The organism is Anabaena sp. FACHB-83 (assembly GCF_014697485.1).
Classification (GTDB): Bacteria; Cyanobacteriota; Cyanobacteriia; order Cyanobacteriales; family Nostocaceae; genus Nostoc_B.
In genome coordinates this window covers 1-25,244 of the sequence record NZ_JACJRY010000071.1, presented here as the reverse complement: position 1 = coordinate 25,244, position 25,244 = coordinate 1, and the positions used below count along the sequence as shown (strand labels likewise).

Genomic DNA, 25,244 nt, shown 5'->3' with positions numbered 1-25,244 from the left:
GTCCTAAGTTATACATGATGTCTTACTCTATCATGTATATACATGGCTGATTGGCTGATTTTTCAAGATTTTTTTCTTATCCCGGTTTTCTGTTCCGTTGCTACTCACGCCCCGGATAACAAGCAGATTAAACTGATGACAGCAGTTCCACTAAGTGTCAATCGCAATCCGTTTATACGCGAAACAACATCTCAAAATAAATATTCTCCAACATACCTAGAATTAGTGACCTGGGCATCTTGCTATGACAGTTTGCCGATGAATTGGGATATTTTGGTAGATTGGGGTGCGCTGGGGTTGCTAGAGGAACTGGAAGACCTCAGCACCGATCCTTCATTGCCTAGTGCTGAATATCTCAAATATTGCCTAGAACAATATTATTTTTTACTAAAATTGAGACGGTGAAATGGATGATGAGAAAAATTGCGGTAGAATTTTTGGATGATAATTCTAAAATTGAAATAGCCTGCTATGGTGCAGATTCTGATTGGGTCTGTCGATTAACCGATCCCCTCACTCAGCCAAAGGGATCTGTATCCGATGCATTTGCGCCATTTCCGGACTTGGGATTTCTTTGGTTTCGAGAGGTTGGCGATCGCGCGTGGGTCGTTTCTGGTATGGTAAATCGCTCTGTCTTTCAAGATGAAGCCTGGTTAGATGATTTGCTTTACCGCATTAGTAACGAAATATACCTGCGGGATTACTCGCCAGCAAGGCGAATTGAGTTTGTGAGCGTTGATGTAACAGCCATGTTTGATGGTGAGCGGGGAAGGGATAGATTCCCAGGAGGAGAAGTGGAGAAAATGTGGCAGAGAAAGTGGCAGGGTCAACAAGCAATTACCCCTTTAGAAAACGACAAAGAAACCACCGGTAACTCGTGATAAAAAGAGCGAACTGATGGAATACCCAGGCTGGAAAATCTATCAGCGATTGTTAATTGATGATTACCCCCTCGTCGTCTTGGCAAAAGATAACGAATTGCGCTTTACATCTGAAGGATATTACCAAAACATCATCGAATTTTTATTACCCTTGGCAGAACCAGGTGAGGATTTTGTCTTTGAGTCCGGTTCAACGCGAGTTGAGAGCATCCATAATCAATTACATCAGGCGTTTGTAAGTGGGCAGGAATTCGGTAATGGAGCTATTTATTTCCGGCTTAGGTCAATTTTTGAATATGATGTGGCGACCGCAGAATCAGAATTCCAGCAAGAAATCGAGCGATATCAGCAACGAACAGGATATCCACCCACTGAACCTTTCTGGTATGTAAGTCCAAACTTTGCGGGTTGGGATGGTTGCGGTCACTATATCCCGCAAAGTAGCATTAACAAAATAATTCAAGTCACTCAACAGATTAAAGCAGGGGAGTTAAACTTTCCTTTAAGTGTACAGCTTTTGTCAGAAGACGAGTGGGATTTACGGTTTGGCTGGGCTGAGGTAACTGGGTTCGTCCCTAGCGTTCTCCGAAAATTAGAAATAATCGCTGCGGATTATATGCAGTTTTTTGCCAATCAAGGGCACCTATATCAACCCAACTTAGTAGAACCCTGTCGCACAAAATTGCTTCAGGAACTTGATGCTGTCGGATTGCTCAATTGCGAAATACCTGAGAGCGTCTATTCCCAACTAATGGGCACTTATCCTAATTTGAAACGATGCGTTGATGAGGCTGAATTTCTTTGGATAGTAGGGGATATGCCAATTCAGGAATTTGATTTAAGTTTGGACTGGATGGTCTTCGATCCGCTTTATCCAGACGGTATGGATTATGCTGATTTTCGCGATACTCCAAAGGAGTCGCTACGCGAACGCGCTTTAGCCGTCTTCAGAACTGCTCAACTAGAACAACCTGATACCTTACGAATGGCAATACATGGCAATCAGTATCAACTGGTTACTGGATGGGAAGGAGGGCGAATTAAACTGCTCAACTCCATCAAGCTTATGTCCTAAATTATAGAAAATTGCTTCGCATTTTTGGCTTGTAGATGAACGTAAACGCTTTACCCATCGATCCGAGCGATCGCTATATTTTTCTGTTGGATTTGTGGGATGAACCTTGGACAGATGAGAACGCAGAAGTTATTCGATATACACTCTTTCACGATCCAGAACCTTCGATTTGTTCTTTGTGTCCTCAAATTCTCAGTTCTTGGGGCGATCGTAGCTGTGACACCCGCAATGCTTTTTTGCGCTATGTTGAAGCACCATTAGATTTTCGGGTGCTGAATGAGGTACTAACGGCGAGTGGTGCGTTGGGCTTTGGAGACGATGAAATGGTAAATGCGATCGCAACTCATATTTGCAGTACCGAATACTGTGTCCCGTTAAATGTCATTGATGCCCTAAATCAATTAAATAACCCGACTCCAACCGTTCTAGATGCCTTGGAAAGGGCGACGACGATTCCCAACAGCTACTATGCGGATGAAATGATTCGCCTTACTGCCGCAGAAACCTTAAGCAAGTTGAGGGAGAAATATCGCTAACAAGTTTATGCTTTTTCATTTGTATAATCCTTTGCTGTTTGTTGAACTATAAAGCTATAAATAAGTTTTGAGAAAGTTACATTAATTTCTAAGATGTGTTTTTTGGGAGAACTCCATTAACATCACTTGACTGAATGCGCTACGACGAAGATGGATTGGAAATGCTCGACTTGGACAGCGATCGCGCCAGTTATGATGAGGCGGGTGACTGCCTGCTTCAGGACGGTTTGCCATTTACCGGGTGGGCCTTTGAAAACTATGAAGACGGTCAACTTTATACTCGAATACATTATGAAAGGGGCTACCATACTGGCTTGTTGGAAATATTCTATGAAAATGGCCAGATCATGAGCCGTCACGGGGATTACGACCATGTTGCACGTCAATCGATCATTCGGCAATGGGCGGAGAATGGGCAGATGATCTCTGAGGAGACATACCCCAGCACGACCTGTTTACCTGGTTATCGAAAGTTATGGACTGACGAAGGAAGGCTCATTTATGATTATGAATCTCCAGCGACTTACCAAGCCTTCAAGCACGGTGTTGAAACTTGGTGGTATGAGGATGGCCAGATCCAGGAGCGCAAAGTGTGGTCGTTCGGACTTTGTACGGAGCATCTGCAATGGGGACTGGATGGGAAAGTTCTGATGGAAGAATACCTGAGCGAAGGCAGCCCAGAATATCAACTCATACATATACGGAAAGAAAAAGAAGCGGAAATGGTAAAGAAATACGGTGAATTACCCGTCTGGAATAGCTGCTGAGGGCTTTTATTTGGTCATAAATTCCAACTATTGGTCTATCAACCTTGAATTGATGTATTTCTATGAAAATTTCCATTTGGTTCTTTGGCTTACTATTGCCTTGGTACTGCTTTTTGCTATATCGATCGCGTTCTGCATATGTTTTACATCCGTGGGAATCAAAGGCACTTATTTGGGTAAATATTTTACTGCTATCGCTGTTTGGCATAGCATTGGGGCAACCTTACGCTTCATCAGGGCTACCAATGGACAATCATGGGCGGATTGTCGGGATGGCGCGATTAATCTGGAATCCAATGCTGGGAATCTATGCTCATAGTGCTTTTGTGTTATTCCCCTATAGCTGGATGGTTTGGGTACAGCAGCGACGGTTGCATTTTCCGATGTTGTTAGTACAGGTTGCATTTGCGATCGCAGTTTCCCATTGGCAAAGTTTAGTCTTACCGAATGCCTGTGATTACGAAATTCCAGATGTAAAAGCGATGTACTTGTGTGGTTAACCTCAAACCAGCTAATTGCCCTCTGAATCGATCAGGACTTACACAACTGGCACAAATAGCGGCTGGGGCGTAGTCCCGCCACGCGGCAATTAAAATCAAACCAAATACATAGAAATATTTGGGCATTTCAGTTGTTGAATTAAATATAAGACAAGCAAGTTATGTTTGATTTGATAAATGGTTTGACCAGTTTGATAAGCTAAACTCTTTAACCTAACCCAAACTAACATTGCACAAGCAATATGATTTCTTTGGAGTCTAGCTTTCCGACATTGACAAGATTCAATGCCAGTTAATTGTTTAATCTCCCTGTGAAACTCCTCGATTTTCCAACGAATCTTACACACCTCTTGTACAACATCCGTGGAACTTTGAGATAAATCGTTAGTGGCAATATAATCCGTTCTGTTGGTAGAAACAGTAACCCGGAAAAGTTTCACTTTTTTATGAGCTGGGAACCCTTTAATTTTGATTATTTTACCACAGTCTAATTCGTCTTTGCTCCAATCTAATAATTCAATCCGTTTATATTTCTCTTGTCCAAATGTATCATCAACTAACCGATTATTTTTTAAAGGACAATAATAAATTTTCTCTAGACTATCAATATAAAGCATTAAACTATGTACGGCATACCATGTGTCCATCAAAACAGTATCAAATGGTAAAAGCTTATGATATACAAGGTTTTGCAGCATGTCTTTCACATGGTCTATCTTGGTTTTACCATCGACATCAGGATTAAAAATGCGGTAATCGATTACCCAAAATTTTTGAACAGTAGGGTTGACATACACGCAGCTAACTACACCAATTCCTTTGAGGACACCATGCTCATTACCACTATATTGTTTTCTGACTATTTCTATTTCTTCAGAATACCTTTTATCTAAAACGCTATCATCAAATATTATGTAACCATTCGCATCATGCTCAACTACTTCTTTCACGTTATCCCATAGTAACCGAGGTGTTAACTTTTCGGTTTTCAAATAATAGTTAATTGCATCATGGCTAATAGTCTCTAAATGCTCTGCCAAATTGGTAATTGTATAATTAATTTGACTACTTAATAAGTATTGACAGTAATTAATTTTTGTAAATCTCATTACCCTAAGCAACATTTATCTAATACAATCTCTATCTATTTAATCATGAATATTTCATGCTTTGTTTCCTTTTGCAGCGACTTTTTATGCTTAGACAAAGCTTTCGGAATCCCAGCTAATCAATACAATAGTACTATGAACTAGTGATCGCCCCGTGCTAGTTGCGGTACTTGTAATAGTACACAAATACTATAGTTTAGCGATCGCCTGTGCCAGTTGCGTAAGTCCTGTAGAAGTAAGGTTTGACATTTACCAGTGTGCAATTCAATGGCTCAAATATTTGAAGGCTCAACCAAAGTAGATAATTATACTCATGTTGCTCAACTAGCTCAAGTTCAAGCAGCAAGCAGCTTGGTAGTACACAAGCAAAAGCAGACAATTGCTTTGTTTTACTTCAATGGTAGAGTTTATGCAATTGACAACCGTTGCCCTCACATGGGTTTTCCGTTGAAAGGCAGTACTTGCAAAGATGGGATTGTTACCTGCCCCTGGCATTATGCTCGTTTTGACCTCGCAAGCGGTGGAACGTTTGACTCCTGGGCAGATGATGTTCCTTGTTTTCCTGTAGAAATTCGTAATGGGGAAGTGTGGGTAAATTTAGCACCAACTGTTGATCTTGATTCCCACCACCGCCAACGTTTGCAAGATGGTTTAGAGCAAAACATTTCCCTAGTCATAGCCAAATCAACGATTGCACTGTTAAACATGTCAGCCAATCCGGCCGAACCATTTCTCATAGGGCTGAAATTTGGTACTCGTTATAACAAAGCAGGTTGGAGTACAGGTTTGACAATCCATACTTGCATGATGAATCTACTACCTTATTTAGATGCTCAGGATAAAGCCTGTGCTTTATTTCACGGATTGTCAGCAGTAGCAAATGATAGTGCTGGTGCGCCACCAGAATTTGTTGTTCACCCATTACCCAACTCGACAGTTGATTTTGCAACTCTCAAAAGCTGGTTTCGACAATTTATTCAGGTGCGAGATACTGAGGCAGCACAAAGGTGTTTAGTATCTGCGCTCGCTTGTGGCGCAAACAGGGAGCAAATTGCAGATATGCTGTTTTGTGCCGCGACGGATCACCGTTATCTTGATGTTGGGCATACGTTAGATTTCATCAACAAAGCATTAGAGGCACTTGATGCAGTAGATTGGCAAGCAGCCGAATCGATTTTGCCTAGCCTAATTCCGGGTTTAGCGAATGCCGATAGGATGGAAGAATCTAATTCTTGGCGTTACCCTGTCGATTTGGTGGCAATCTGTGACTTAGCTTTTGAGCAATTACCTACTGTATTAAGTCAAGGAAAACCTCGGCAAGAAACTTGGTCAAACGGGGATGAATTAGTCTCAATTTTATTGGGTGAAGATCCGCAAGCGATCGCTGATTCACTCCTGGATGCACTGCAATCAGGTTGTACACCAGAACAATTAGCCAGCATCGTCACTTATGCCGCAGCATTGCGAGTGGCTCGTTTCAATACCAATAATGACTTTGGAGATTGGAACTCGGCCCATCATCCATTTACGTTTGCTAATGCCGTACATCAAGCATTACGAAGAGTGCCAACAGTTGAACTACTCAAAGCAGTGTTTGATGCGGCGATGAGTGTCTATCTCAATCGGTTTTTGAATGTACCACCAGCACGACTGCCCCAAGCAAAAGACACTGTAGAAAATCCTGAAGAATTATTAATTCAACTACCAGATTTATTAAACCGTCAACAACAAGTAAACCAAACAGGGCAATTAGTAACTACTTATTTATATAGTGGTGGTAGCCCTGAAAAATTGATGGCAGTACTCTTGAAAATGATGCTGCGGGAAAACCGTGATTTTCATGTTATCCAAGAAATAGAAGCTGCTTTTCGTCAGTATTCTCTGCTGGGGAACACTGAGGCAGGGATTCATATATTAGTTGCTGCATCACGATATTTAGCTGCACATTCCCCCACTATGCGCTCCCAAGAACAAACTTATCAAATTGCCCATCGCTTACATCAAGGCGATCGCTTATTTGAGGAAGAAGGTTAAATAAAGAAAAGCTAAAAGTTAAACTATTAACAAAAAAGTGCTTTCACTTAAAAAAGCACTTTTTTGTTAGAAATTACTTCACCTCAATAGTTTAAACATCACAGTTGTGAGCAAGCATCAAATTAATGAATTTAACCTTCTAGAACTATCTTGAGTGGTTGATTAGGTTGGCGGAAATTGTGTTTGCAATAAAACTTCTATAGCTTTTTGCTTTTGTGGGTCTGCGCCTTGAGCATATTCTAGGGGGAATGGAATATTAATATCTGGGGTGACACCCTTGCCTTCTAGCCTTTGATTACCATTTACAAATACATTTGTAACTGCAATATAAAGCAGACTACCATCGCGCATAAAATAAGGACGACCTGCGAGTACTGCTCCTGCTGTTGGAGTTCCAATCACGGAGCCGATATGATTTTGTTGAAACCCAAATGCCAGAATTTCTTTACTACTACGGCTGCCCTCATTCACCAACATAACTACAGGTTTTTTCCATTGATAGTTATAGGTATAACGACGTTGATTTCGGGGAATGCTTGTAATGCTGAGATTGTGTTTGGCAGTAAAAATGTTGAGATAACTAACATCTCCGCCACCCCATCCATCTCTGATATCCAAAATTAGACAGTCAGCATCTTTTAAATGACCATAAATTAGTTCATCTTGAAGTTGTTGCCCGTAAGGATCTGCTGCGTTTGACCAAATATGGACATAACCAATTTTTTTACCACTTTGCTCAATTAACTCGGTGCTTGCTGTTTGAGCTTGTAAGAACATCGTACTAGCATCAAAAACTTTTGGTATAACAGCTATTTCTTGCTGGCTGCTTGATTCGGGTGAACGCTGGATTAATACTTTGACAGTTTGTCCTGCTTTAGCAGCAAAAGAATTTATGGACTGGTATGGAGAACCATCAACACCTAAAATTTGGTCTCCTGGCTTGAAACCAGCTTTTGCCGCCGGGCTGTCATCAATAATAGAACTAACAAATCTTCTGCCATTGATATCTTTGGTAAACAAGCCGATATCAGTATATTCAACTTTACCTTTTGGAAAAAACTGTTTTAATTGCTTTTTAAGTTCTGGGCTGCCTGGTACAAAAATCCCTAAAAGCTGATAGTAAGCAGGCTCATCTTGAGTGTATAGCCGAGTATGAGAAGATTTCAGTTGAGCCAACATTTGATTAAGGACAACAGCAACATCTTTTTTTGACTTAGCTTTGCTTATTTGAGGTTGATATTGTTTTTTAATAGCTTGCCAATCTACTCCATTAAATTTTGGATCATAAAAGTTATCGTTGACTGTTCGCCAAACTTGTTCAAAAAGTTGAGTTTCTGATGAGGCTAGTATTGGTAAAAGTGGAGAAATCAACCATATTAAAAGCAAAACAGAAATACTTATTAGCGATATTCTAATTAAGTGCTTAAAATAAAAAGGTCGAAATATTTTCATTTTTACTTTTTTGAATTGATAGGTTTATAACAAATTATGAAATTCCTAATTTGTTTATTTCAATTAAACTAATCAAACAGAGTTATTTCCATCATTCATACTGAAAAATGGATAGTATTTTTGTGTAAACGTTGCTGCTAATTTTATTTATAGTTGGCATAGTAAATGATTTCTTGATAAATGCTATCTCGCCAACCAATATAGATTCATCTTGGTCAATCTGTATTTAAGGAACTTGCATTCCGCGTTGCACAGCCGGACGTTGCTGCACTATGTTCACCCAGCGTTGGAGATGAGGGTAATTATCCAGTGATAAACCTTGAAACTCATAAATTGCTACCCAAGGATAAGTTGCTACATCAGCAATAGAATAGTCACCACAGATAAATTCATTATCTTGCAGTTGTTTATCTAGAACACCATAAATCCGTAAAGTTTCTTTTTCGTAACGTTCGATGGCATAAGGAATCTTTTCGGGTGCAAATCGTTTAAAGTGGTTAAGTTGCCCAAACATTGGCCCTACTCCTCCCATTTGAAACATCAGCCATTCTAGAACTTGAAAATAGCTTTTTTGATCAGTTGGTAAGAGTTTGCCTGTTTTTTGGGCTAGATAAATCAGAATTGCACCCGATTCAAAAACTGTAATTCCAGTCTCTTGGTCAACAATAGCAGGAATTTTACTATTAGGATTGATGGCAACATATTCAGGAGTAAATTGCTGTTGTTTAGTAATATCAATTTTGTGAACATTATAGGGCAATTCAACTTCTTCCAACATGACAGAAGCTTTGCGTCCATTAGGCGTAGTGAAAGTATAGAGATCAATCATCTGCTTTACCCTAGAATGTTTGTAATTTCCGAGGGTAGTCTAGCTTTGATTAAGTGATTAGGATATTGACCGATAGAGAGATAATAACAATGCTAAAAAAGTCAGAAAGTAAAATATGCTCTTGCTGACATTCACACTTCTAAAAAGCCACTCTCAAAAATTAATTCGACGATAAATTTCCGTTAGCGGAATTTCTACATTTAAACTGTGTAGGAAGATAGATCGCTCAAGATCCGAGTGAACTTGCAATAGTCAGCGATCGTTGCTGTTACGCTCTTGGTTGTAATACTGCTCGATGTAAGGTTCTGTTTGGCTTACCAGCAAATATTCACAAAAGCTCTCTAAGGAGCGATATTTTCTAAACTTATCACCTCAATCATAAGCTTCAGTCGAGGGCGAAAGAACTTCGACTATGAGTAAAGGATTAACAATTTCATCATTGCGCTCATTGTTGAATTCTGGGGAACCTTGCACAACCATCAAATCGGTATAAGTCCCACACTGATATTCCTCAATCCAAACGCGCAAGTCACTATTATACAACCGAAAATCAGTATCTCTGAGCAAAAAACCCAAATAAATTAATAAGTTACTGGCGATGTCTGACGACAAGCCGCTTCGCGTCTACGCACTATGGGCTTCTGAACCTCCCGACATAGTAATAATCTCTCCATTGCGGTATTCATGGCGTTCTGGGCTGGTTTGTTCCATTGCCCGATACTCGTCTAATGTCAGGCGAGTTGTTACCATGTCTGAGGAGCTAGTTTCCGCAAAGACCACAATTAGACCTCTTAAATAATTAGCCCTAACACTATTATCTGTAACTGGAGAAAGATTTGGCAAAACTTGTAATGCTTTCTCAGTGACTAATACACCCCATCGCCTTGCACCAAGCCCTGATCTGCCAACTACTAAGGATTCTCATCAGTCCCCTTCAGAGCTTTTCGAGCCAGCTTGACATAAGTCTTCACAGTCTCAGGTTTCATTTCCAAGTCCAGAGCGATCGCCGCCAAAGAATCCCCATGCTCTCGACGGGCAAGTACAGTCGCCCACGTCACAGCAATTCTATCGGTACGATCGCCCCCCCTGCGTTTTCGCTGCTCAGTGAATATTTCCGTCAGTTCTTCAATCCGTTGAGCCAGCATATCAGTAATCAACTGCTCGGCTGTAGCTGAATTTAGGGATGCGCCTCTCAAATCGATAATCTTTGGTAAGTTGATTAACCACTGCTTGAGAAACAATGCCACTCGTTGAGATAGCGCATTGATATGCCAGTGATAGATTTGGTTAGCGACTAGTTTCAGTTGCTTGCCGCTAGGGAACAGTTGACCTTCCAGTGCTGAGATACTGAAGGCTTTTTCTGATTCGCCATCGTGGAGGTAGGCAGATAAATCGGGGTGAACTTGTCGCACTTGGTCGAGAAACCAAGCGTGGAGTCCTATCGTGTACTGCGAGTAAAGAGAAGCCGTTGCTGTTGCCTCCAAATCAAACACTAACCCCACTAATTCAGTGTCATCTGCCCATGTTGGAAGTGAGTTCTTTGGGGTTGGTTTGGCTCTAGGCTTGCGCTTGGGGGCTGTGGCTGCTCTGGGCATCGTTTGATGGGAGTCAAAGAATGTTGAATATTTTAGGTGATTTCATCCCCCTTTGGGAAAAGTTTGGGACGGGCGATGGAGGAAGGTGAATTAAGTGATCGCTGAGTTTAGCAGGGGTAATCAGGTTTGGAAACCCGTCAACCAATAGAAGTGGAGAGAGCATCGTGAGTGGTTTCAGTCCCCTTGCGGGGTAATCAGGTTTGGAAACCTTCTTCTACTCCGGTTCTGGCATCACGCTCAAGGTTTCAGTCCCCTTGCGGGGTAATCAGGTTTGGAAACTTGCCAGTAATCTGTTTTATTTGGTAGACAAGACTTTTGTTTCAGTCCCCTTGCGGGGTAATCAGGTTTGGAAACCTTGCGCGATCGCTTGTCGTTGGCTTTGGGCTGCGCGTTTCAGTCCCCTTGCGGGGTAATCAGGTTTGGAAACCACCAGCAGTTCCAATCGTGTTTAATCCCGATCCAATTGAATGTTTCAGTCCCCTTGCGGGGTAATCAGGTTTGGAAACTCTGCCCTCGATTTTTTAGCGGAATCTTTACCATCGTTTCAGTCCCCTTGCGGGGTAATCAGGTTTGGAAACATAAAGCTAATTGTGCTGAACAATGTTCTGTAGTTGCGTTTCAGTCCCCTTGCGGGGTAATCAGGTTTGGAAACAATCAGCCATACGCTGACCTGATTGCCAAATATCTGGTTTCAGTCCCCTTGCGGGGTAATCAGGTTTGGAAACTTTTGATGGTTGGCGCGGGAGCGGGTGACAAGACAACCAGGTTTCAGTCCCCTTGCGGGGTAATCAGGTTTGGAAACCTGAGTAATACACCTGTTTGGGCTAATGTGATTATATGTTTCAGTCCCCTTGCGGGGTAATCAGGTTTGGAAACTCGGCAGCTTCCCATGCTTGTTCTTCTGTGGGTTGGGGAGGTTTCAGTCCCCTTGCGGGGTAATCAGGTTTGGAAACACTGTAGAAGAGAAGTTTATTAAGGGACGGTTGGCAGTTTCAGTCCCCTTGCGGGGTAATCAGGTTTGGAAACCAAAAACTACATAATTTTGAGTCATTAAAGAATATAGTTTGTTTCAGTCCCCTTGCGGGGTAATCAGGTTTGGAAACTTCCTTCTTTGTTGGAACTGCTAGAGGAAATCCATTTAAGTTTCAGTCCCCTTGCGGGGTAATCAGGTTTGGAAACTTGAAGAATCAAGTTCTAGATTTGACACCAATAGTAGAGTTTCAGTCCCCTTGCGGGGTAATCAGGTTTGGAAACTGTCTGCCACAGACCAGATACACTTGGTGAAATAAAGTTTCAGTTCCCTTGCGGGGTAATCAGGTTTGGAAACATTATACCGTGTTGATGAACGGATCTCCTGTGGAATTGTTTCAGTCCCCTTGCGGGGTAATCAGGTTTGGAAACTTTTTAGTTCGGATAGTGAAAGCATGATTTCAGTGTTTCAGTCCCCTTGCGGGGTAATCAGGTTTGGAAACAATAAGTTAGAGATTTTAGAAGTTGGTCTTCTAAATGTTTCAGTCCCCTTGCGGGGTAATCAGGTTTGGAAACCCGACAGAAACAATGCTACAATGAACATATAATATAGTTTCAGTCCCCTTGCGGGGTAATCAGGTTTGGAAACCGCCCGGTTCTGAAACTATTACAGGGCAAGCCTCCTGGGAAGCGATTTGACGAGTCGAAAATTTTGGTCATTTTCAGCCTCTCTTATTGCAAATTATTTGCAGCTTTCCCATTTTATGAAACGCTATAACTATTATTTTGTCAAGGTTCTGGCGATTTTGACGAGTCTCCAGGGTTTTTGACCCCGCTTTGACTCGACAATCATCAAGTCGATACCTTCATCTATCATAAGACGATTGTTTGCTCTTGTCGAGGAATTTCCGAACCATACGTGATGGTTCTTCTCACTGCACCTGCATCAAGCACGTATATTCGTACAGCATCTTCTTCTGGCTTGACTAATTTTTCTATTTTGGTCTGTAGTGTAGCAAATTGAACGTTTGTTAAGAAGCACTCGAATACACTGTATTGAGTCCATTTACCATAGCCAGACAACAATTTGTGTAAACGAGTGCGACGTTTGTTAGCTGCTTTGTTATCTGGCAGATCATAAATAATTAGATAGAACAAGGTAGTCATCGCAAAGCAAGAGCTTTATAAGGAATACCTTCTTGCAAATGCCGACTGAGCAAGCGGGCTTGAAGTTCGATTGCCCGACGATAAGTGCATCGGTATTCAAAAACAGGATGTTTGAATTCGTCATTCATCTTACGCTCAAATGCTTGCAAAAAAGATTTTCGGGCAGCTTCTTTTAAGCGATAAGCACCCAAGCTTTCAGAAAAATCTTGTGGTTGTATTTCGCGTTTATGCAATACTGTTAACACCACATTGTCAGCTATCAAAGCGCGAAATTCTTCCATTAAATCTAACACCATTGATGGCTGACCGTGATGAATTTCGTGTAAGTATCCAATATATGGGTCTAGCCCAGCAACGTGAACCGCAGCTGTTACCTGAACACGCAGCAAACCATAAGCAAAACTGAGCAGCGAATTTACTGGGTCGGTAGGTGGACGGCGATTTCTGCCATTAAAAGTCCATTGTTTTCCAACCATACTTGGCCAACAAGCAAAATATTCTCGTGCAGCTAAACCTTCAATCCCTCTTACTTGATCGATGGTTTTTTGGTTCTTAACTTGGTTTTTACGTTCTTTAAGAGGATTATTTCGTTCATTATTTCGATATAAAACTTGATACTGATTGTGAATTTTAGCTGCCACAATTGCTTTGACTAATTCTAAACGCCGAGCCGGATCGTTATATAGTTGATACTGTGCTAATCGCAATTGTCCGTTACGCGAGTAACCAGGGAGTGCCGAACCCAAATATTTACCAAAGTGCGAAAGGTAGTGAACAGGCATTCCTAATTCTAAGGCGTAAACAAGAGCATCTCCTGTAACTTGAGGATTGCCCATAAGGACTACTTGCTCTACAGTTTGTGCTGGAATACTTTGTTTTTTCCAAGAACCATCTTCTTGCTTTAAAGCTATATTAAAAGCTTCATAGTTCTTGCTCAAAACAGCATCAGGTTGGGTAACGTAAAGAACTGACATATCAAAGGTGTGTAATTAGTAGTGAATAAAATTTGTTAATGAACTTGCACTGATTCAACCATCAGTTTCAGCAGCTTGTAAGTTTTGTAATTGTTTAACTTCAACAGGTAGACAAATTCCTTGGAGACTGCATGAAAGGCATTTTTTAGGATGACTAATCGGAGCAGGCATAGCCTTATTAGCAGCAAGTTGAGCAAGAGCGATCGCCTGCTCAGTCATTTGTCTTAATTGTGGGGTAAATGCCACTGTCTGTCTGCGGCGGTTAGCATGATAAAAAATATCGCCATAAGCAATATTGCGCCCGGTGCGTTCTTCCAAACACAAAGCTGCCGCACAAAGTTGAAAATGGTCATTAAGATGCTGTGCCATCTTGCCTTTTTTATATTCCACAGGTACAAGTTGTCCGTCGCATTCTTCTACAGCATCGATGATCCCGGCAACTTTCAAGCGATCGCTCCAAACCCATTGCTGTTGATGAATCAGTGTTTCGCCTTCTTGAAACGTAGTTTCTTCATTGATGTTGCGGTGGATGTGTCTGCCTAAAATAATGTGTTCGTTATCTTCCATTTCACCCAGCACGTATTCCAGGTAAAATCTGCGTGGGCAATATTCCCAAGCGTTGAGATACGCCAGGGGTAAATAGTCCTCAGTCATCTCAATTTTGAATTTTGAATTGATGTTTGTCCCATTCCCATTGTTGTTTTCCGACCTACTCCAGCAAAATGGGCAAAATGAGCTAAAACTGTCGCAATTTTTGCTTGTTCATTATCATTAAATCGGTACCTTACCCAACCTTCAGCTCCAATTTCTCCACCAACTTCTAGTTGTAAAGCGAAGGTTTTCAGTTCATATCCAGAAACTACAGCTTTCCACTCTACAGATGGCAATCGTATTTCTTGAGGAGCGAAAAAATTCCATCGCCGCAATAAATTATTAAAGACTAATTCTGGTAAAGGAAATGGCTGTACTTCTTGTTTCTGCTTAAAACTTGTAGGAGAGAGAAATTTGAGGGTAATTTCATCAGAAACTGGATCTATATTTGCAAGCTTGGCGTAATCCGAGGTATCAGCTAAGGGATGAGTACCTGGCAAAGTATAACTATTGCGAATAACAAAAGGACAATTTCCCAGATAGAGAGGTTGATTATCCCATTTGTCTAAGCCCTGCAATAGTAAATCAATCAAATTCCCATCTAACAAACAGATGCGAAAAATAAAATTGTCTCCTAATTTCGTCTTGATCTGACGACGGTAGCCAATCAATCCTGAAAGACTAAATGGTGATATTTGAGCGTGGTGAATAATATCTGCTGTTTGGGGGTCTGCTAAAGTCAACCAGTCCATAAATTGAGCGTGAAGCGCCCTTCCCAAACTTACAGGAACAGGTTGCTGCGAAGCTGCACCCAGCTCAATCACCACAGCATATAAATTAGCAGATTTAGGAGGTGATAACACTGCTGCATCCATAGCTTACTCCAACAGGTAAACAAGTTTTATCAGGTAGTTCCCAATAGTCGCCAGCAAGTTGTGCCTGACTAATTAAACTCACAGGTGGCATCACAATACGGTTATAAAGTAACAGCTTGGATGATGTTGGTAAATCTAAAGGATTTAAAGGATGCTTGCTGATATATTCTCCAGAACGCTGTTTTAAGTCAGTAATTTCTGTTGCTTCAACTTGCACTTTGGAAGACCATTTACCTAACCTAATCCAATGGGGAATTTTGATAGTTTGAGAAGCAAAAATGTAAGTTTTATATTCGCTACCCACTGCTAATTCTTTAGCGCGACCATAGTTAATTGGATAATTGCGTTTTGCACCTTCACCACCAAATTGCACAGACTTACCATAATAGGCAACTTGTGCTGCTTTAAAGGTATTTACTTGATAAGACCAAACAACAGGTAAGCCAGGAAAAACATATATTCCTGCATGGTTGAGATGTAGCAGATTTTGCTCTTGAGTCTCATCTAAATAACTAGGCTTTTGGGCGATCGCACCCTTAAGTCGATACGGTCTAGGAATGTATTCTGCTTCAAATAAAGCATAGCTCAATGCCCAATTATGCAGATATTTTTCTGTTTCATAAAGAATACCCATTTCACGAGTCGCAAAAAATACATTATCGTGGAGGGTTAATTTGCATTCGTAAATGATCATGGTTGACAGTTGACGGTTGATTGTTGACTGGTGTAGGTTAACCCCTCTCCACAAACCTCTTCCCTAAAAGGAGAGAGGCTTTATTTTCTCCCCCTTCCCTAGTAGGGAAGGGGGCTGGGGGGTTAGGTCTCCCGTTAGCTTTTCTACGTGAAAAGTCAGGTTAATCAAACCCCTACACCCTTATTTACCTTTGCCTTTTTTCCCAGCGATCGCACCATAAGTTTCTGCGTAGCTTTTCGTTTGCTGATACAGGCTTGTCAGTGTATCCCGCAGGCGAGTTTCATCTTGATAAATTTCTGCAACTTCTGTCAACAAACTATTTAATTGAGTACCAGTAATCACCTGAGTTTTACGGATTGGTTCTTGGTTGAGTAAATTAGTTACCACTTCTGTTGCTTTGTTAATTATGTCAGCAATTGGGGCATTGATATCTGGTTTTAAAGCATCATATAGAGATTGGGTGAAATGCAAATTACTGAATATCTCCCCATCACATAAAGCAATGCCAATGATATGATTTGCCATTGTCCCAGTGCGTGATTCTTGTGCGCCGTAACGACGGGTTCGCATTAAGTTACCTAATACGTACAAAAAGCCTTCATACGTGGGGTCACGGAGAGTTTCTACTGTGGGGAAGGTAATTTCTGGTAATACATGATCCAACTCATTAATTGATGAACGTACTTTATTACTGTCGCTCCTTTTAGGGTCATCATAATCTAACATCATTGTTCCTGATTCACTCAAAGAATTAAAAGTAAAACTCTTGTGAGATTCTTGATATGCACTGAGAGAAAAAGCAGAATCAGAGTAAACTTTTGAGCGTTCTGAACCACTATCACCAACAGCAAAACCATAGATTACACAGTCTGGACATTTCCCGCAAAACTGTTCTGCACCATATCTACAAAAGTTTTCAGCTTTCTTGTCTTCTGAGTGTATGAGATTCAATGAGCGTAAAAGCTCCCTACCAACTAATCGCTCAGGACTTACTTGCTTACGCTTAAACATCACTAAGCGGCTGATAGCTTCTTTTGTGTCTATTCCGGCTTGAGTGCGTGCTGTATTGAGAACTCCATCTGTTTGGAAGACGGGAAAAGATTGACTGTGACGCACCATTAAAAAGTGGACATATTTACCAGATGCTAAACGGGGGAAGGCTGAGGCAAATTGAGGTTTAATGCTGTTAAGAATGCTCATTGATTTTATCCTTGTGATTGTGTTTTTTGTGTTTGTTTTTCTTGTAAAGCTAACCAACGATAAGCGAACTCAGCACCAGATTTAATCCGGTTGCGGTTTTCTTGGAGTAATGCGCGATCGCCTCGATAAAGTCCCATAAATAAGTCATCCACACAGGTGGTCATAAATTTATGAATTGCGGCTAATTCCTGGGCTTTGCGAGTAGGCACATCAACAGATTTATCCATTAAAAATGGTCGTTTATAAGCTTCTTGCCGTTCTATAGCATCGTTGAGTTGTCCCGCAGCTTGAAGAATAATGTCTTCTCGTTCTATCTGTTCGGGAACTGTCAATATTACTTCCAAAGCTTTGGAAAGTGGTAATAAAACTGCATGGCTAGAGTCACCGATATTAACTTGATAAAATTGCCGATATTCTTCTACTAACCGTTCAATTAACTTGAGCTTTTCAGGCATATTTACATCTCCTTTTATCCAGATTTGGGCATATTTCCAAATACGTTTGACATCTTCTTGACTTGGTTCTCGTTTACTTTCGCGGAATCCTTCATTGGCGATCGCAAATACATTTAATACATCGGTAACTAAATCCCTGGCTGTACCATTCAAGGCTTGCCAACGTGCGTCCGGTGGTGAACTGCGACATTCTAAATGGATGCTGTAAGCTATTAGTAGTCGTTCTAATGCTAGTGATAAGTCCTGTAATCTTAGGTTCTGACTTATACCTAAGATGTGCCAAAATCCGGCGGGGCCATCCAGTTTGGCAGACTCTACAAACTCTTGGTCGCTGGCGTAAAGAGGATCTGGACTGCTGGTGGCAACGACTTTCACGCCCAGAAGTATAGGCAAAGCCAAGGCTAAATAACTCGGTTCTACCCAAGCATCTGTAGTGGTTTTCCCCCTTGTAGTTGTATAAGTCATTGCCATAAATGGCAAGTCTGTATAAGAGTAACTATCCCCATATCTGCCAGCTTCGGCTTCGTCCTCATTTCGCCAAGGCAAAGTTTGCAGTCCGCTATATTGCATTCCCCCATCTAGCCAATGCTTGCAAACTTTCCATAGGTTGACACGTTTGAGTTCTTTTACCAGTCGCCGCACTGCAACTGCAACTTGGGGTGAGTAGACGTAAGCCGGGAAGATGTATAAGAATACAGGCTGTTGTTCTTCTAGTTTTCCTGATGCACCAGTCCAGAAAGCTTGACGCATCAGCATTTCTAACGACCAGATTTTGGAAATACCTCTTTTTATCCGTCCTCCTCCCAAGGCGTTTTTGTTGCTGTATTGTTGCGGTTTGAACAGGACAACGGCATCTAGTTGATCCTCAGCATCAGGATCACCCGCGCTTAAAGAACAAATGGGTTGATTATTGACTTTTGCTAAGGAATATGTATCAAGTTCATTCTCAAACTGGGTTGGTTGGTGAGTAGATGGGTAAACTTCCAAATATTGGGCTAAATAGTTGATAAAAGCCTCATGGGTAGGGCTGCTGGTTTCTTTGAGTAGGTGATTTTGTTCCGCCCAAGTGGCGAGGCGATCGCTTAATCCTCCTAAAAAGTCTTTTAACTGTTGCTCATCTAAGGTTGCATGAGCCGCTATATAATGGGCTGCGGCTTGATACCAGCCGTAATTGACACCGCCAGATTGCACCTGTGTTTGTTCTGGTGTTATCTGATTCTGCAATCCCAAAGCTGACAGCATCCAAGGTATGTAGTCTTGGCTACCTTCAAAAAATTCTCTCTGTGCCAAGATAATCAACTCTGCTAATCTATCAGCGCGGATATCTGCACCTTGCGATAAAAACGTTCTCTCAGCATCCGTTAGCTGTAGCTTCTCTAAACGCTTGGGTGTGGCTGGGGATTTAACATTGGCGACTTTGATTTGTACTACGCTGGGAAGTAGGCGAATTAAGTCAGCCGGGGTGAATAATTCTAATGTTTGGGGAGCGATTTTCATCCCCTTACCATCGCGGACAAATCCCACATCACCGCTTTGGAAATATTGTGCTAGTCCTGGTTTGTCTTCGTCCCCCCTAATCAAACTGTCCCAAACAGCCGTTTGGATATCTGCTAAGTCAGGGGTGACTAAATCAGTCGGGGCAAGATATACTGCACCTTGAGCAAAATAAAGAATCGGTTCCCATGCAAGTCTACGGGCGAAACTAACGACAGCGTTATGAATTTGGTTGGTAACTAAACCGCGACTATCTCGCAGACGATGGTAAACCAATTTTTTGCGGATACTGAGTAAATCTAGATGATCTCGCAAGCGATCGCCTTTTGTTGTTGTCACAATCTCTGCGGGGTCGCCCATGTGAACCGCTACATCTCCAAAGGCTAAGAGATGGCGTAGAATATAGTTTAAGCGACTCACATCTATGGTGAATGCGCGATCGCCTGTTTCCCAGTTGGAAAGAATCGGGTTACTATCGACGTTGAATTGGGTATTTTGGGCTAAGTAGGCAATTTCTAGTAAATATTCTCGCCATTCATGCCAAAATAAGCTGAAATCCAGTATTTCGCCCAATCGCTGGCATAAGTTGATAATTTCTTCAACTTCATGCGCTTTTGGTGGTGGTTGTTCTTCGCCTTTTCCCCGCACATATTTGTTGTAGTCGTGTAGGGTTAAGCCTAAACACAACAGGCGTTTTTCAACGTCTTGGAGTTGTAAGTGTTTGGGTAAATGGGTGCTGAGGTTCCATGCTGTTAATAGTCCGTTGAGGACATGAACTAATAGGCTTTGGTCTGGTTTTGCAGCATAGCGTTTAGCGTTTTCGTCTGCGAAGCGATCGCCTTGTTTAGTGAGTGTCTGATAATGGGTTTGTTGTGACCCTCCCATTGCGGTGATTAGTCCAAATTCTCTTTCCATTGCGGGGAGGGTTGTTTGGATGAAGGTTTGGAGGATGGGGTCGGTGTGGGATGGGAGGGTTTCTATGAGTAGGGTTTGTAGTAGTGTGTGCATAGATGGGGGTTAAAACGCGGAGGGGCGCTGAGGAGGTTAGATGATGTAGGGGTCGGTGCGATCGCATTTGGGGATTCGCCATTTGAGGGCTTCTAGGAGGAGTGCGTCTTGATTGAAGGCGCAGGCGTATGTTTGTTCTTCAGCGTCCCGGAGTCGGTAGAGTCCGAAGGTGGGGTTGAGGTGTAGGGTGTGGCTGATGTCCCAGTGGCTATTGTCTGGGGTGCGGTTGACTTGGACTAAGAAGGTGAGGAGTTTTTGTTTACGCAGACAGCGACTTACTTCTGCTTGGGGGTGTCCGGTGATGCTGAGTTTGTCGATGAGGGAAAGGGTGCATTGTTTGCGTCGGAGTTCATCTGTACCGCGATCGCATTCCAAGGTAATATGGAATCTTTCATCAGACCAGCGTTGAATTTTTAAGTAGACTTGAATATATTTTTCGGGAAATTCTGTATGTGGATGGTTGGCTTGTTGGGCTGCTTGCAGAAATTCTTCTCTGTTAATGATTTCTACTTCGGCGTAGGGTAGCAGTCTGAGTAAATCGTAGGTATAGAAGCGTCCTTCATCCCAAACTGCTGCTTGCAAATCGGAACCACCACGAAATCTGAGGAGTTCTTCTTGTACAGCTTCGCCTACTTCGGTTGGGTCGTTTCCTAAATTAAACCAATGTCCGCGTTTTTTATCTAACTGTTCTCCATAAACCAGTCGCAAATCCTCGGAAATACTAGCTTGTAGCTGTTGCATCACCCCTTCTTTTTTGGGACTCAAGCTAATTAACATTCCTTGCGCTTGGAGTGCGCCCCAATATTTACGGTATTGTTCAAATTCTTTGGGTGCGTCGAAGGCTTCGGTAATGATGTCGCGGAATTGTTGGCGATCGCATTCTTCAATCCCTGTTAACTTTTCTCGTAAACGTGCCATAATCCAAGGACTACGACTAGGTAACAGGACAAATGCTTGGTAAGCCGAAAACCCAGCATGGCGACCGAGACGACCTAAGCGTTGAATAAAAGTAGCAGAATCACTCGCCTCAAAAATCAGCAGATGAATCTTAAAATCCACACCCACATCTACAGCAGAAGTTCCCACCACCAGCACAGGTTGAGAAGCTTTTTCTAAATCTGCTTGAGTTACCGCCCTTTCCTGACGGTCAATTCTCCCGCTAACTTCCCTGACCCTAATAACCTCATCAGGGAATAAATTTTGTAGTTGACGCACAGCACGACTAACAAGCGCCACAGAGTTGAGAATAATTAAACCTCGTCCTTTTCCCTGGGCTTGTAAAAGAATGCGGATATTTTCGGCTTGTTGAGTCAGCCAAGTCAAAGAGTCAGTATCTTGATCTAACTGCACAAACTCCAAATTAACAGCTTGGCATATTTGCCGAAACCCAGACTGAGGTTGACTGATGTAATTTCCTGAAACTTCCTTCACCTTAAAACCCGCCGTTCTGAGAATCTTCATAAACTCAGGCTTGGGAGTAGCGGAAGTAAACAGAAACCGCATAGGGCGCTTTTTTGGGCGATTATGACGAATTAAAAGCATACTGTTGAGAATTGCGGCTTCTTGATGCACACCAAAAATGTGAAACTCATCAGCGATGTATAAATTAATGTTAATAGCCAAAGGAATCAGTAACTCCGCTTTACCATAGGCGGGGTTGAAATATCGTAGATGTGTGATTAAATGGAAAATGTCGGGATTAGTCAAGATAACGTATTTCTGCTTAAATGTCAGCATTAATTCCTTGAATTTGTTACCCTTCTGGGCTAACTCTACTCGCCGCGCTAACTCCGCCCCGTAGAGAGTATCTATCAAACTTACTCCTTCTGGATTAAAATATTCGTGGTAGCGAAAAACTTGCTTTTGTTGGTCTGTCACCAATTCAATAGTTGGGTACAGTCCCAGCACTCGCAACCAAGGATTGAGTAATGCAGCCAAATAAGCCGCTAGAGATTTACCATCACCTGTGGCTGAAGTATTAAATATAACTTCACATTCTCCGTTGAGAATTGCTGCATAAGTTTCTGCTTGATGAGAAGATAGAGGACAGTTAGAGCCTTCCCCAAAGTCCGGCGCTTGCTTTTTTACTTGGCAAACCTGCGTACAACCAAGAAGACAAGCCCCAACTCCCGGATTTAGTTGGGAATACAGGGGTAGTAATTTGATTTTCACAGTAGGTTCAGTGTTAACTTTCGACTACTTTACTACCTATGCAAAAGTAGATGTAATCAAAAAATGACTATATCTCCTCTATTGGAAAGTAGAATTACCTTCAATATGTAATTTTGCATTGAAATAGAATCTTGGGACTACACGAACAGAGCATACTTTCGCAACCTGGAGTATTATCATAAGTCCGAAAAGCGCCGCTAAGTTTATGTAGCTATAATTGATAGTCGTCGTCAAAGATTGACTTAATTTCAATACCTTTGCCAATTTACGAGGGTGATTGGATGTACAAACTCTGATTCCTCTGAAACTGGGCAAAAACAATCAGTTCTAAAAATACCTTTCAGGTTTCCCGCAAGGTATTTTTTAGTATATTGCCCACAGTATATAGGCTCTGACACTCCAAGCCACCTTGTTAGCAAAAGGTTTATGTATGGGTAATTTTGCCAGTTTTTTGCCAAAATTTTTGTAGGCTCTTATTTTGGCAACGGTATTGTAATTTATTAGCTTTTAAGTAGCAGGTTCTAAGAAGCTATGAGGAGTGAAGGTCAAACAATATCTTTGAGAGCCATTATGGTAAGCAGAAAGTATGGAACCATCTGTACACTCAAATTTATTCCATCCTCTGTGGATTTTATGCTGATCTCCATCAGCAACGCCAAAATCTTTTATTCATAATCTACAAATATCTAGTTTTTAGATTTTAGATTTTACTCAACTAGACTCGACTATTACTTAGTTGCAGATGCTATATTTAAAGTCTAAAATTTTCTAAGTATAAATGGATTATAGAAGCGATAACAATTCTAACCAATTAGGTTTTGCGTTAGAAATATTGAAACTACTGGCACAAAAGCCACACAAGAAAGCAGAATTGAGCATTGCATTAGGCGATCGCGGTTTCATTTCAGGAGACTTATCTCAGAAAGTAGCACGTACAATTAGTAAACTTAAGGATTGTGGTTTTGAAATTAAAATCGCTCCTAATCGTCCTTATGAGTTGGTAGAATCAGCCTTTCCAGTCATTTTGTCAACAGAACAGCGACAAGCCTTAGCAATGGCAGCTGAATTACTTGCAGACATGGGTTTTTCGACTCAAGCCAGCCAAATTTACCGGATTGGAAATTTCAATAAAGCTATCACTTCCAATCTTGCAGTAGACTTTCATCCACCTGCTGACTATAGCCAAGATAATTTAGATGAGATTTTGCGCCAGTTACAACAACGCTTACAACAAAAACGCCGTTTCGTTATTTGGTATCGTAACACTAAGGGAGAAGAGAGAAACTGGGATTTAGACAAATCAGAACTAAGATTACACAATGGTTCATTATATTTATTTGGCTTAGTTCCCGATTGGCATAGCTGGAATATTTCCACTAAACCCAATGTTGAACAGAATTGTGCTTTTAGAATAGATCGCCTTGTCCGAGTTGGTGCAGCCTCTTATACACCTTGGACTTACACTAAATTTCCTACTATAGATGTCACCTATCGGCTAACAGGTGCTTTAGCTACCTATAAACCTCGCCGACCTCATGAAAAAATTATCTCATCCCCAGAAAACACAGCCTACGTTGATATTCTGACTCAAGAAGACTATATATTCTGGTTTCACCAACGAATATTACAATATGGTGCTAGTGCTACTGTTTTAGATCCACCTTGGATAGCTAAACAAATTAAAAATGCTCATAAAAAAGCTTATGAAAACTATTCTATTGAATAAAAGTAGAACGCTGTTTCCATCCTTCAGTACTCTAAATGAAGATTAACACTTTTCTATATTTGTTTCAGCCCCCGTTAGGGGTAATGGTCTTTGGAAACTTAATTTTTCTAAGTCATTAATATCAGTCTCTCTGAGTTTCAGTCCCCTTGCGGGGTAGTTGGGTTTGGAAACCAAATAAGCCTAAAATCTTAGTTTCTTTACAGCGTAAGTTTCAGTCCCCTTGCGGGGTAGTTGGGTTTGGAAACCCAGATACGAGGAATACCCAACCCCCGGACAAAGGGTGTTTCAGTCCCCTTGCGGGGTAATTGGGTTTGGAAACTCACACCAAGTCTTGTTACCTTGAAAAACCGTGTTGTTTCAGTCCCCTTGCGGGGTAATTGGGTTTGGAAACCCATCGGCGCTACAGGTTGCCGCAAGAGCGTATGGCGTGTTTCAGTCCCCTTGCGGGGTAATTGGGTTTGGAAACTCTTGATGAGGATTATATAGCAATCGTCCGGGACGAGTTTCAGTCCCCTTGCGGGGTAATTGGGTTTGGAAACTGTACTGAGGTTCAGCGATCGCATAGAACAACTCATGTTTCAGTCCCCTTGCGGGGTAATTGGGTTTGGAAACTAATCGACCCTAAAGGGAAAGATGAGGAGCTTGGAGTTTCAGTCCCCTTGCGGGGTAATTGGGTTTGGAAACGTTATGTGATGGAGTTGTTAGAGATGCGATCACAAGTTTCAGTCCCCTTGCGGGGTAATTGGGTTTGGAAACTGCTCGAAGCTGAAACTGTTACAGAGCAAGCTTCCTGGGAAGCGATTTGACGAACCTCAAAAAAGAGTCGATTTCAGCCGCTATTATTGCAACTAATTCTCAACTTCCCTAATTGTTGAAACGCTGTAATTATTATGTTGTCAAGGTTCTGGCGATTTTGACGAGTCCCCAGGGTTTTTTACCTCGCTTTGACTCGACAATCATCAAGCTGATTACCCAATCATAAGATGACTATCTATACAGCACCTACGGCTGTTATGAGGTACAGTAGCAGCAACTAGCAAACCAGTTTCTTAAATGTTGAGGATTTATTAAGTCGAGTGCAACTGAGATTAGTTTATCAACCATTTCTGTTGTAGTTGGAGCAAAATTGCGTAAAAAAGAT

General features: G+C 41.7%; 20 protein-coding genes, 1 pseudogene and 2 CRISPR repeat arrays. Of the genes and pseudogenes, 8 read left to right on the top strand and 13 right to left on the bottom strand.

The window, feature by feature from the left end; all coding sequences use genetic code 11:
- The first annotated feature begins 135 nt into the window (after positions 1 to 135).
- From H6G79_RS33985 to H6G79_RS33960, 6 genes are all read left to right on the top strand, one after another.
- The gene (locus H6G79_RS33985; protein ID WP_191049410.1) at positions 136 to 405 is read left to right on the top strand and encodes a hypothetical protein; all 270 of its coding nucleotides are present in this window, start codon (positions 136 to 138) and stop codon (positions 403 to 405) included.
- Between the two features lie 5 nt (positions 406 to 410).
- Positions 411 to 881: a hypothetical protein gene (locus H6G79_RS33980; RefSeq protein ID WP_190446006.1), complete on the top strand. Its 471-nt coding sequence runs from the start codon at positions 411 to 413 to the stop codon at positions 879 to 881.
- 16 nt (positions 882 to 897) lie between these two features.
- Entirely contained in the window at positions 898 to 1,956 is a 1,059-nt protein-coding gene (locus H6G79_RS33975; RefSeq protein ID WP_190594903.1) for a hypothetical protein, read from the top strand.
- 35 nt (positions 1,957 to 1,991) lie between these two features.
- Positions 1,992 to 2,492 carry a hypothetical protein gene (locus tag H6G79_RS33970; RefSeq protein WP_190594904.1) on the top strand — a complete coding sequence of 167 codons (501 nt, stop codon included), beginning with the start codon at positions 1,992 to 1,994 and terminating at the stop codon, positions 2,490 to 2,492.
- Between the two features lie 134 nt (positions 2,493 to 2,626).
- Positions 2,627 to 3,259: a toxin-antitoxin system YwqK family antitoxin gene (locus tag H6G79_RS33965; protein ID WP_190594905.1), complete on the top strand. Its 633-nt coding sequence runs from the start codon at positions 2,627 to 2,629 to the stop codon at positions 3,257 to 3,259.
- Positions 3,260 to 3,321: 62 nt separating this feature from the next.
- Positions 3,322 to 3,759, top strand: coding sequence for a hypothetical protein (locus H6G79_RS33960; protein WP_190594906.1), 438 nt, complete (start codon positions 3,322 to 3,324; stop codon positions 3,757 to 3,759).
- Positions 3,760 to 3,854: 95 nt separating this feature from the next.
- On the opposite strand, the gene H6G79_RS33955 is transcribed toward H6G79_RS33960, so the two are convergent.
- Complete coding sequence (locus H6G79_RS33955) at positions 3,855 to 4,868, bottom strand: transposase (RefSeq protein WP_190594907.1); 1,014 nt, start codon at positions 4,866 to 4,868, stop codon at positions 3,855 to 3,857.
- 267 nt (positions 4,869 to 5,135) lie between these two features.
- Between H6G79_RS33955 and H6G79_RS33950 the strand changes: the two genes are divergently transcribed.
- Positions 5,136 to 6,902: a Rieske (2Fe-2S) protein gene (locus H6G79_RS33950; protein ID WP_190594908.1), complete on the top strand. Its 1,767-nt coding sequence runs from the start codon at positions 5,136 to 5,138 to the stop codon at positions 6,900 to 6,902.
- A gap of 162 nt (positions 6,903 to 7,064) precedes the next feature.
- On the opposite strand, the gene H6G79_RS33945 is transcribed toward H6G79_RS33950, so the two are convergent.
- The 12 genes and pseudogenes from H6G79_RS33945 to cas3 all read right to left on the bottom strand — a co-directional run bounded on the left by H6G79_RS33945 (position 7,065) and on the right by cas3 (position 22,377).
- Positions 7,065 to 8,354 (bottom strand): S41 family peptidase, encoded by a 1,290-nt coding sequence (locus tag H6G79_RS33945; protein WP_190594909.1) that lies wholly within the window; start codon positions 8,352 to 8,354, stop codon positions 7,065 to 7,067.
- Positions 8,355 to 8,580: 226 nt separating this feature from the next.
- Positions 8,581 to 9,183 (bottom strand): glutathione S-transferase N-terminal domain-containing protein, encoded by a 603-nt coding sequence (locus tag H6G79_RS33940; RefSeq protein WP_190594910.1) that lies wholly within the window; start codon positions 9,181 to 9,183, stop codon positions 8,581 to 8,583.
- Between the two features lie 153 nt (positions 9,184 to 9,336).
- Positions 9,337 to 9,963: pseudogene (locus H6G79_RS33935) on the bottom strand (Uma2 family endonuclease).
- A 131-nt stretch (positions 9,964 to 10,094) separates the two neighbouring features.
- The gene (locus H6G79_RS33930; protein ID WP_190594911.1) at positions 10,095 to 10,778 is read right to left on the bottom strand and encodes a hypothetical protein; all 684 of its coding nucleotides are present in this window, start codon (positions 10,776 to 10,778) and stop codon (positions 10,095 to 10,097) included.
- Positions 10,779 to 10,875: 97 nt separating this feature from the next.
- Positions 10,876 to 12,396: direct repeats of the CRISPR family, unit length 37 nt; unit sequence GTTTCAGTCCCCTTGCGGGGTAATCAGGTTTGGAAAC.
- 224 nt (positions 12,397 to 12,620) lie between these two features.
- Positions 12,621 to 12,914 (bottom strand): CRISPR-associated endonuclease Cas2, encoded by a 294-nt coding sequence (gene cas2, locus H6G79_RS33925; RefSeq protein WP_190594912.1) that lies wholly within the window; start codon positions 12,912 to 12,914, stop codon positions 12,621 to 12,623.
- On the bottom strand, positions 12,911 to 13,888 hold the full coding sequence (cas1d, locus tag H6G79_RS33920; RefSeq protein ID WP_190594913.1) for a type I-D CRISPR-associated endonuclease Cas1d: 978 nt from the start codon (positions 13,886 to 13,888) through the stop codon (positions 12,911 to 12,913). Before cas1d ends, cas2 begins: the two co-directional genes overlap by 4 nt.
- A 54-nt stretch (positions 13,889 to 13,942) precedes the next feature.
- Entirely contained in the window at positions 13,943 to 14,542 is a 600-nt protein-coding gene (gene cas4 / locus H6G79_RS33915; protein ID WP_190594914.1) for a CRISPR-associated protein Cas4, read from the bottom strand.
- The gene (gene cas6 / locus H6G79_RS33910; protein ID WP_190594915.1) at positions 14,539 to 15,354 is read right to left on the bottom strand and encodes a CRISPR-associated endoribonuclease Cas6; all 816 of its coding nucleotides are present in this window, start codon (positions 15,352 to 15,354) and stop codon (positions 14,539 to 14,541) included. Before cas6 ends, cas4 begins: the two co-directional genes overlap by 4 nt.
- Complete coding sequence (gene cas5d, locus H6G79_RS33905) at positions 15,326 to 16,048, bottom strand: type I-D CRISPR-associated protein Cas5/Csc1 (protein WP_190594916.1); 723 nt, start codon at positions 16,046 to 16,048, stop codon at positions 15,326 to 15,328. Before cas5d ends, cas6 begins: the two co-directional genes overlap by 29 nt.
- Before the next feature lie 180 nt (positions 16,049 to 16,228).
- A complete protein-coding gene (gene cas7d, locus H6G79_RS33900) occupies positions 16,229 to 17,248 on the bottom strand; it encodes a type I-D CRISPR-associated protein Cas7/Csc2 (RefSeq protein ID WP_190594917.1) in 1,020 nt (339 codons plus the stop codon).
- A gap of 5 nt (positions 17,249 to 17,253) precedes the next feature.
- Entirely contained in the window at positions 17,254 to 20,205 is a 2,952-nt protein-coding gene (cas10d, locus tag H6G79_RS33895) for a type I-D CRISPR-associated protein Cas10d/Csc3 (protein WP_190594918.1), read from the bottom strand.
- A 36-nt stretch (positions 20,206 to 20,241) separates the two neighbouring features.
- Entirely contained in the window at positions 20,242 to 22,377 is a 2,136-nt protein-coding gene (gene cas3, locus H6G79_RS33890) for a type I-D CRISPR-associated helicase Cas3' (RefSeq protein WP_190594919.1), read from the bottom strand.
- A gap of 778 nt (positions 22,378 to 23,155) precedes the next feature.
- On the opposite strand from cas3, the gene H6G79_RS33885 reads away from it, so the two are divergent.
- Entirely contained in the window at positions 23,156 to 24,103 is a 948-nt protein-coding gene (locus tag H6G79_RS33885) for a WYL domain-containing protein (protein ID WP_190594920.1), read from the top strand.
- A gap of 61 nt (positions 24,104 to 24,164) precedes the next feature.
- Positions 24,165 to 24,859: a CRISPR direct-repeat array (repeat unit 37 nt; unit sequence GTTTCAGTCCCCTTGCGGGGTAATTGGGTTTGGAAAC).
- Between the last annotated feature and the right edge of the window lie 385 nt (positions 24,860 to 25,244).

What these genes read in the sequence shown, in the direction of transcription:
- H6G79_RS33975 (WP_190594903.1), top strand. Translation starts at nt 898, where the DNA reads ATGGAATACCCAGGCTGGAAAATCTATCAGCGATTGTTAATTGATGAT.
- H6G79_RS33970 (WP_190594904.1), top strand. Translation starts at nt 1,992, where the DNA reads ATGAACGTAAACGCTTTACCCATCGATCCGAGCGATCGCTATATTTTT.
- cas7d (WP_190594917.1), bottom strand. Translation starts at nt 17,248, where the DNA reads ATGAGCATTCTTAACAGCATTAAACCTCAATTTGCCTCAGCCTTCCCC.
- H6G79_RS33955 (WP_190594907.1), bottom strand. Translation starts at nt 4,868, where the DNA reads ATGAGATTTACAAAAATTAATTACTGTCAATACTTATTAAGTAGTCAA.
- cas10d (WP_190594918.1), bottom strand. Translation starts at nt 20,205, where the DNA reads ATGCACACACTACTACAAACCCTACTCATAGAAACCCTCCCATCCCAC.
- H6G79_RS33960 (WP_190594906.1), top strand. Translation starts at nt 3,322, where the DNA reads ATGAAAATTTCCATTTGGTTCTTTGGCTTACTATTGCCTTGGTACTGC.
- H6G79_RS33930 (WP_190594911.1), bottom strand. Translation starts at nt 10,778, where the DNA reads ATGCCCAGAGCAGCCACAGCCCCCAAGCGCAAGCCTAGAGCCAAACCA.
- H6G79_RS33940 (WP_190594910.1), bottom strand. Translation starts at nt 9,183, where the DNA reads ATGATTGATCTCTATACTTTCACTACGCCTAATGGACGCAAAGCTTCT.
- H6G79_RS33945 (WP_190594909.1), bottom strand. Translation starts at nt 8,354, where the DNA reads ATGAAAATATTTCGACCTTTTTATTTTAAGCACTTAATTAGAATATCG.
- cas6 (WP_190594915.1), bottom strand. Translation starts at nt 15,354, where the DNA reads ATGGATGCAGCAGTGTTATCACCTCCTAAATCTGCTAATTTATATGCT.
- H6G79_RS33980 (WP_190446006.1), top strand. Translation starts at nt 411, where the DNA reads ATGATGAGAAAAATTGCGGTAGAATTTTTGGATGATAATTCTAAAATT.
- cas2 (WP_190594912.1), bottom strand. Translation starts at nt 12,914, where the DNA reads ATGACTACCTTGTTCTATCTAATTATTTATGATCTGCCAGATAACAAA.
- cas4 (WP_190594914.1), bottom strand. Translation starts at nt 14,542, where the DNA reads ATGACTGAGGACTATTTACCCCTGGCGTATCTCAACGCTTGGGAATAT.
- H6G79_RS33885 (WP_190594920.1), top strand. Translation starts at nt 23,156, where the DNA reads ATGGATTATAGAAGCGATAACAATTCTAACCAATTAGGTTTTGCGTTA.
- cas1d (WP_190594913.1), bottom strand. Translation starts at nt 13,888, where the DNA reads ATGTCAGTTCTTTACGTTACCCAACCTGATGCTGTTTTGAGCAAGAAC.
- H6G79_RS33985 (WP_191049410.1), top strand. Translation starts at nt 136, where the DNA reads ATGACAGCAGTTCCACTAAGTGTCAATCGCAATCCGTTTATACGCGAA.
- H6G79_RS33950 (WP_190594908.1), top strand. Translation starts at nt 5,136, where the DNA reads ATGGCTCAAATATTTGAAGGCTCAACCAAAGTAGATAATTATACTCAT.
- cas5d (WP_190594916.1), bottom strand. Translation starts at nt 16,048, where the DNA reads ATGATCATTTACGAATGCAAATTAACCCTCCACGATAATGTATTTTTT.
- H6G79_RS33965 (WP_190594905.1), top strand. Translation starts at nt 2,627, where the DNA reads ATGCGCTACGACGAAGATGGATTGGAAATGCTCGACTTGGACAGCGAT.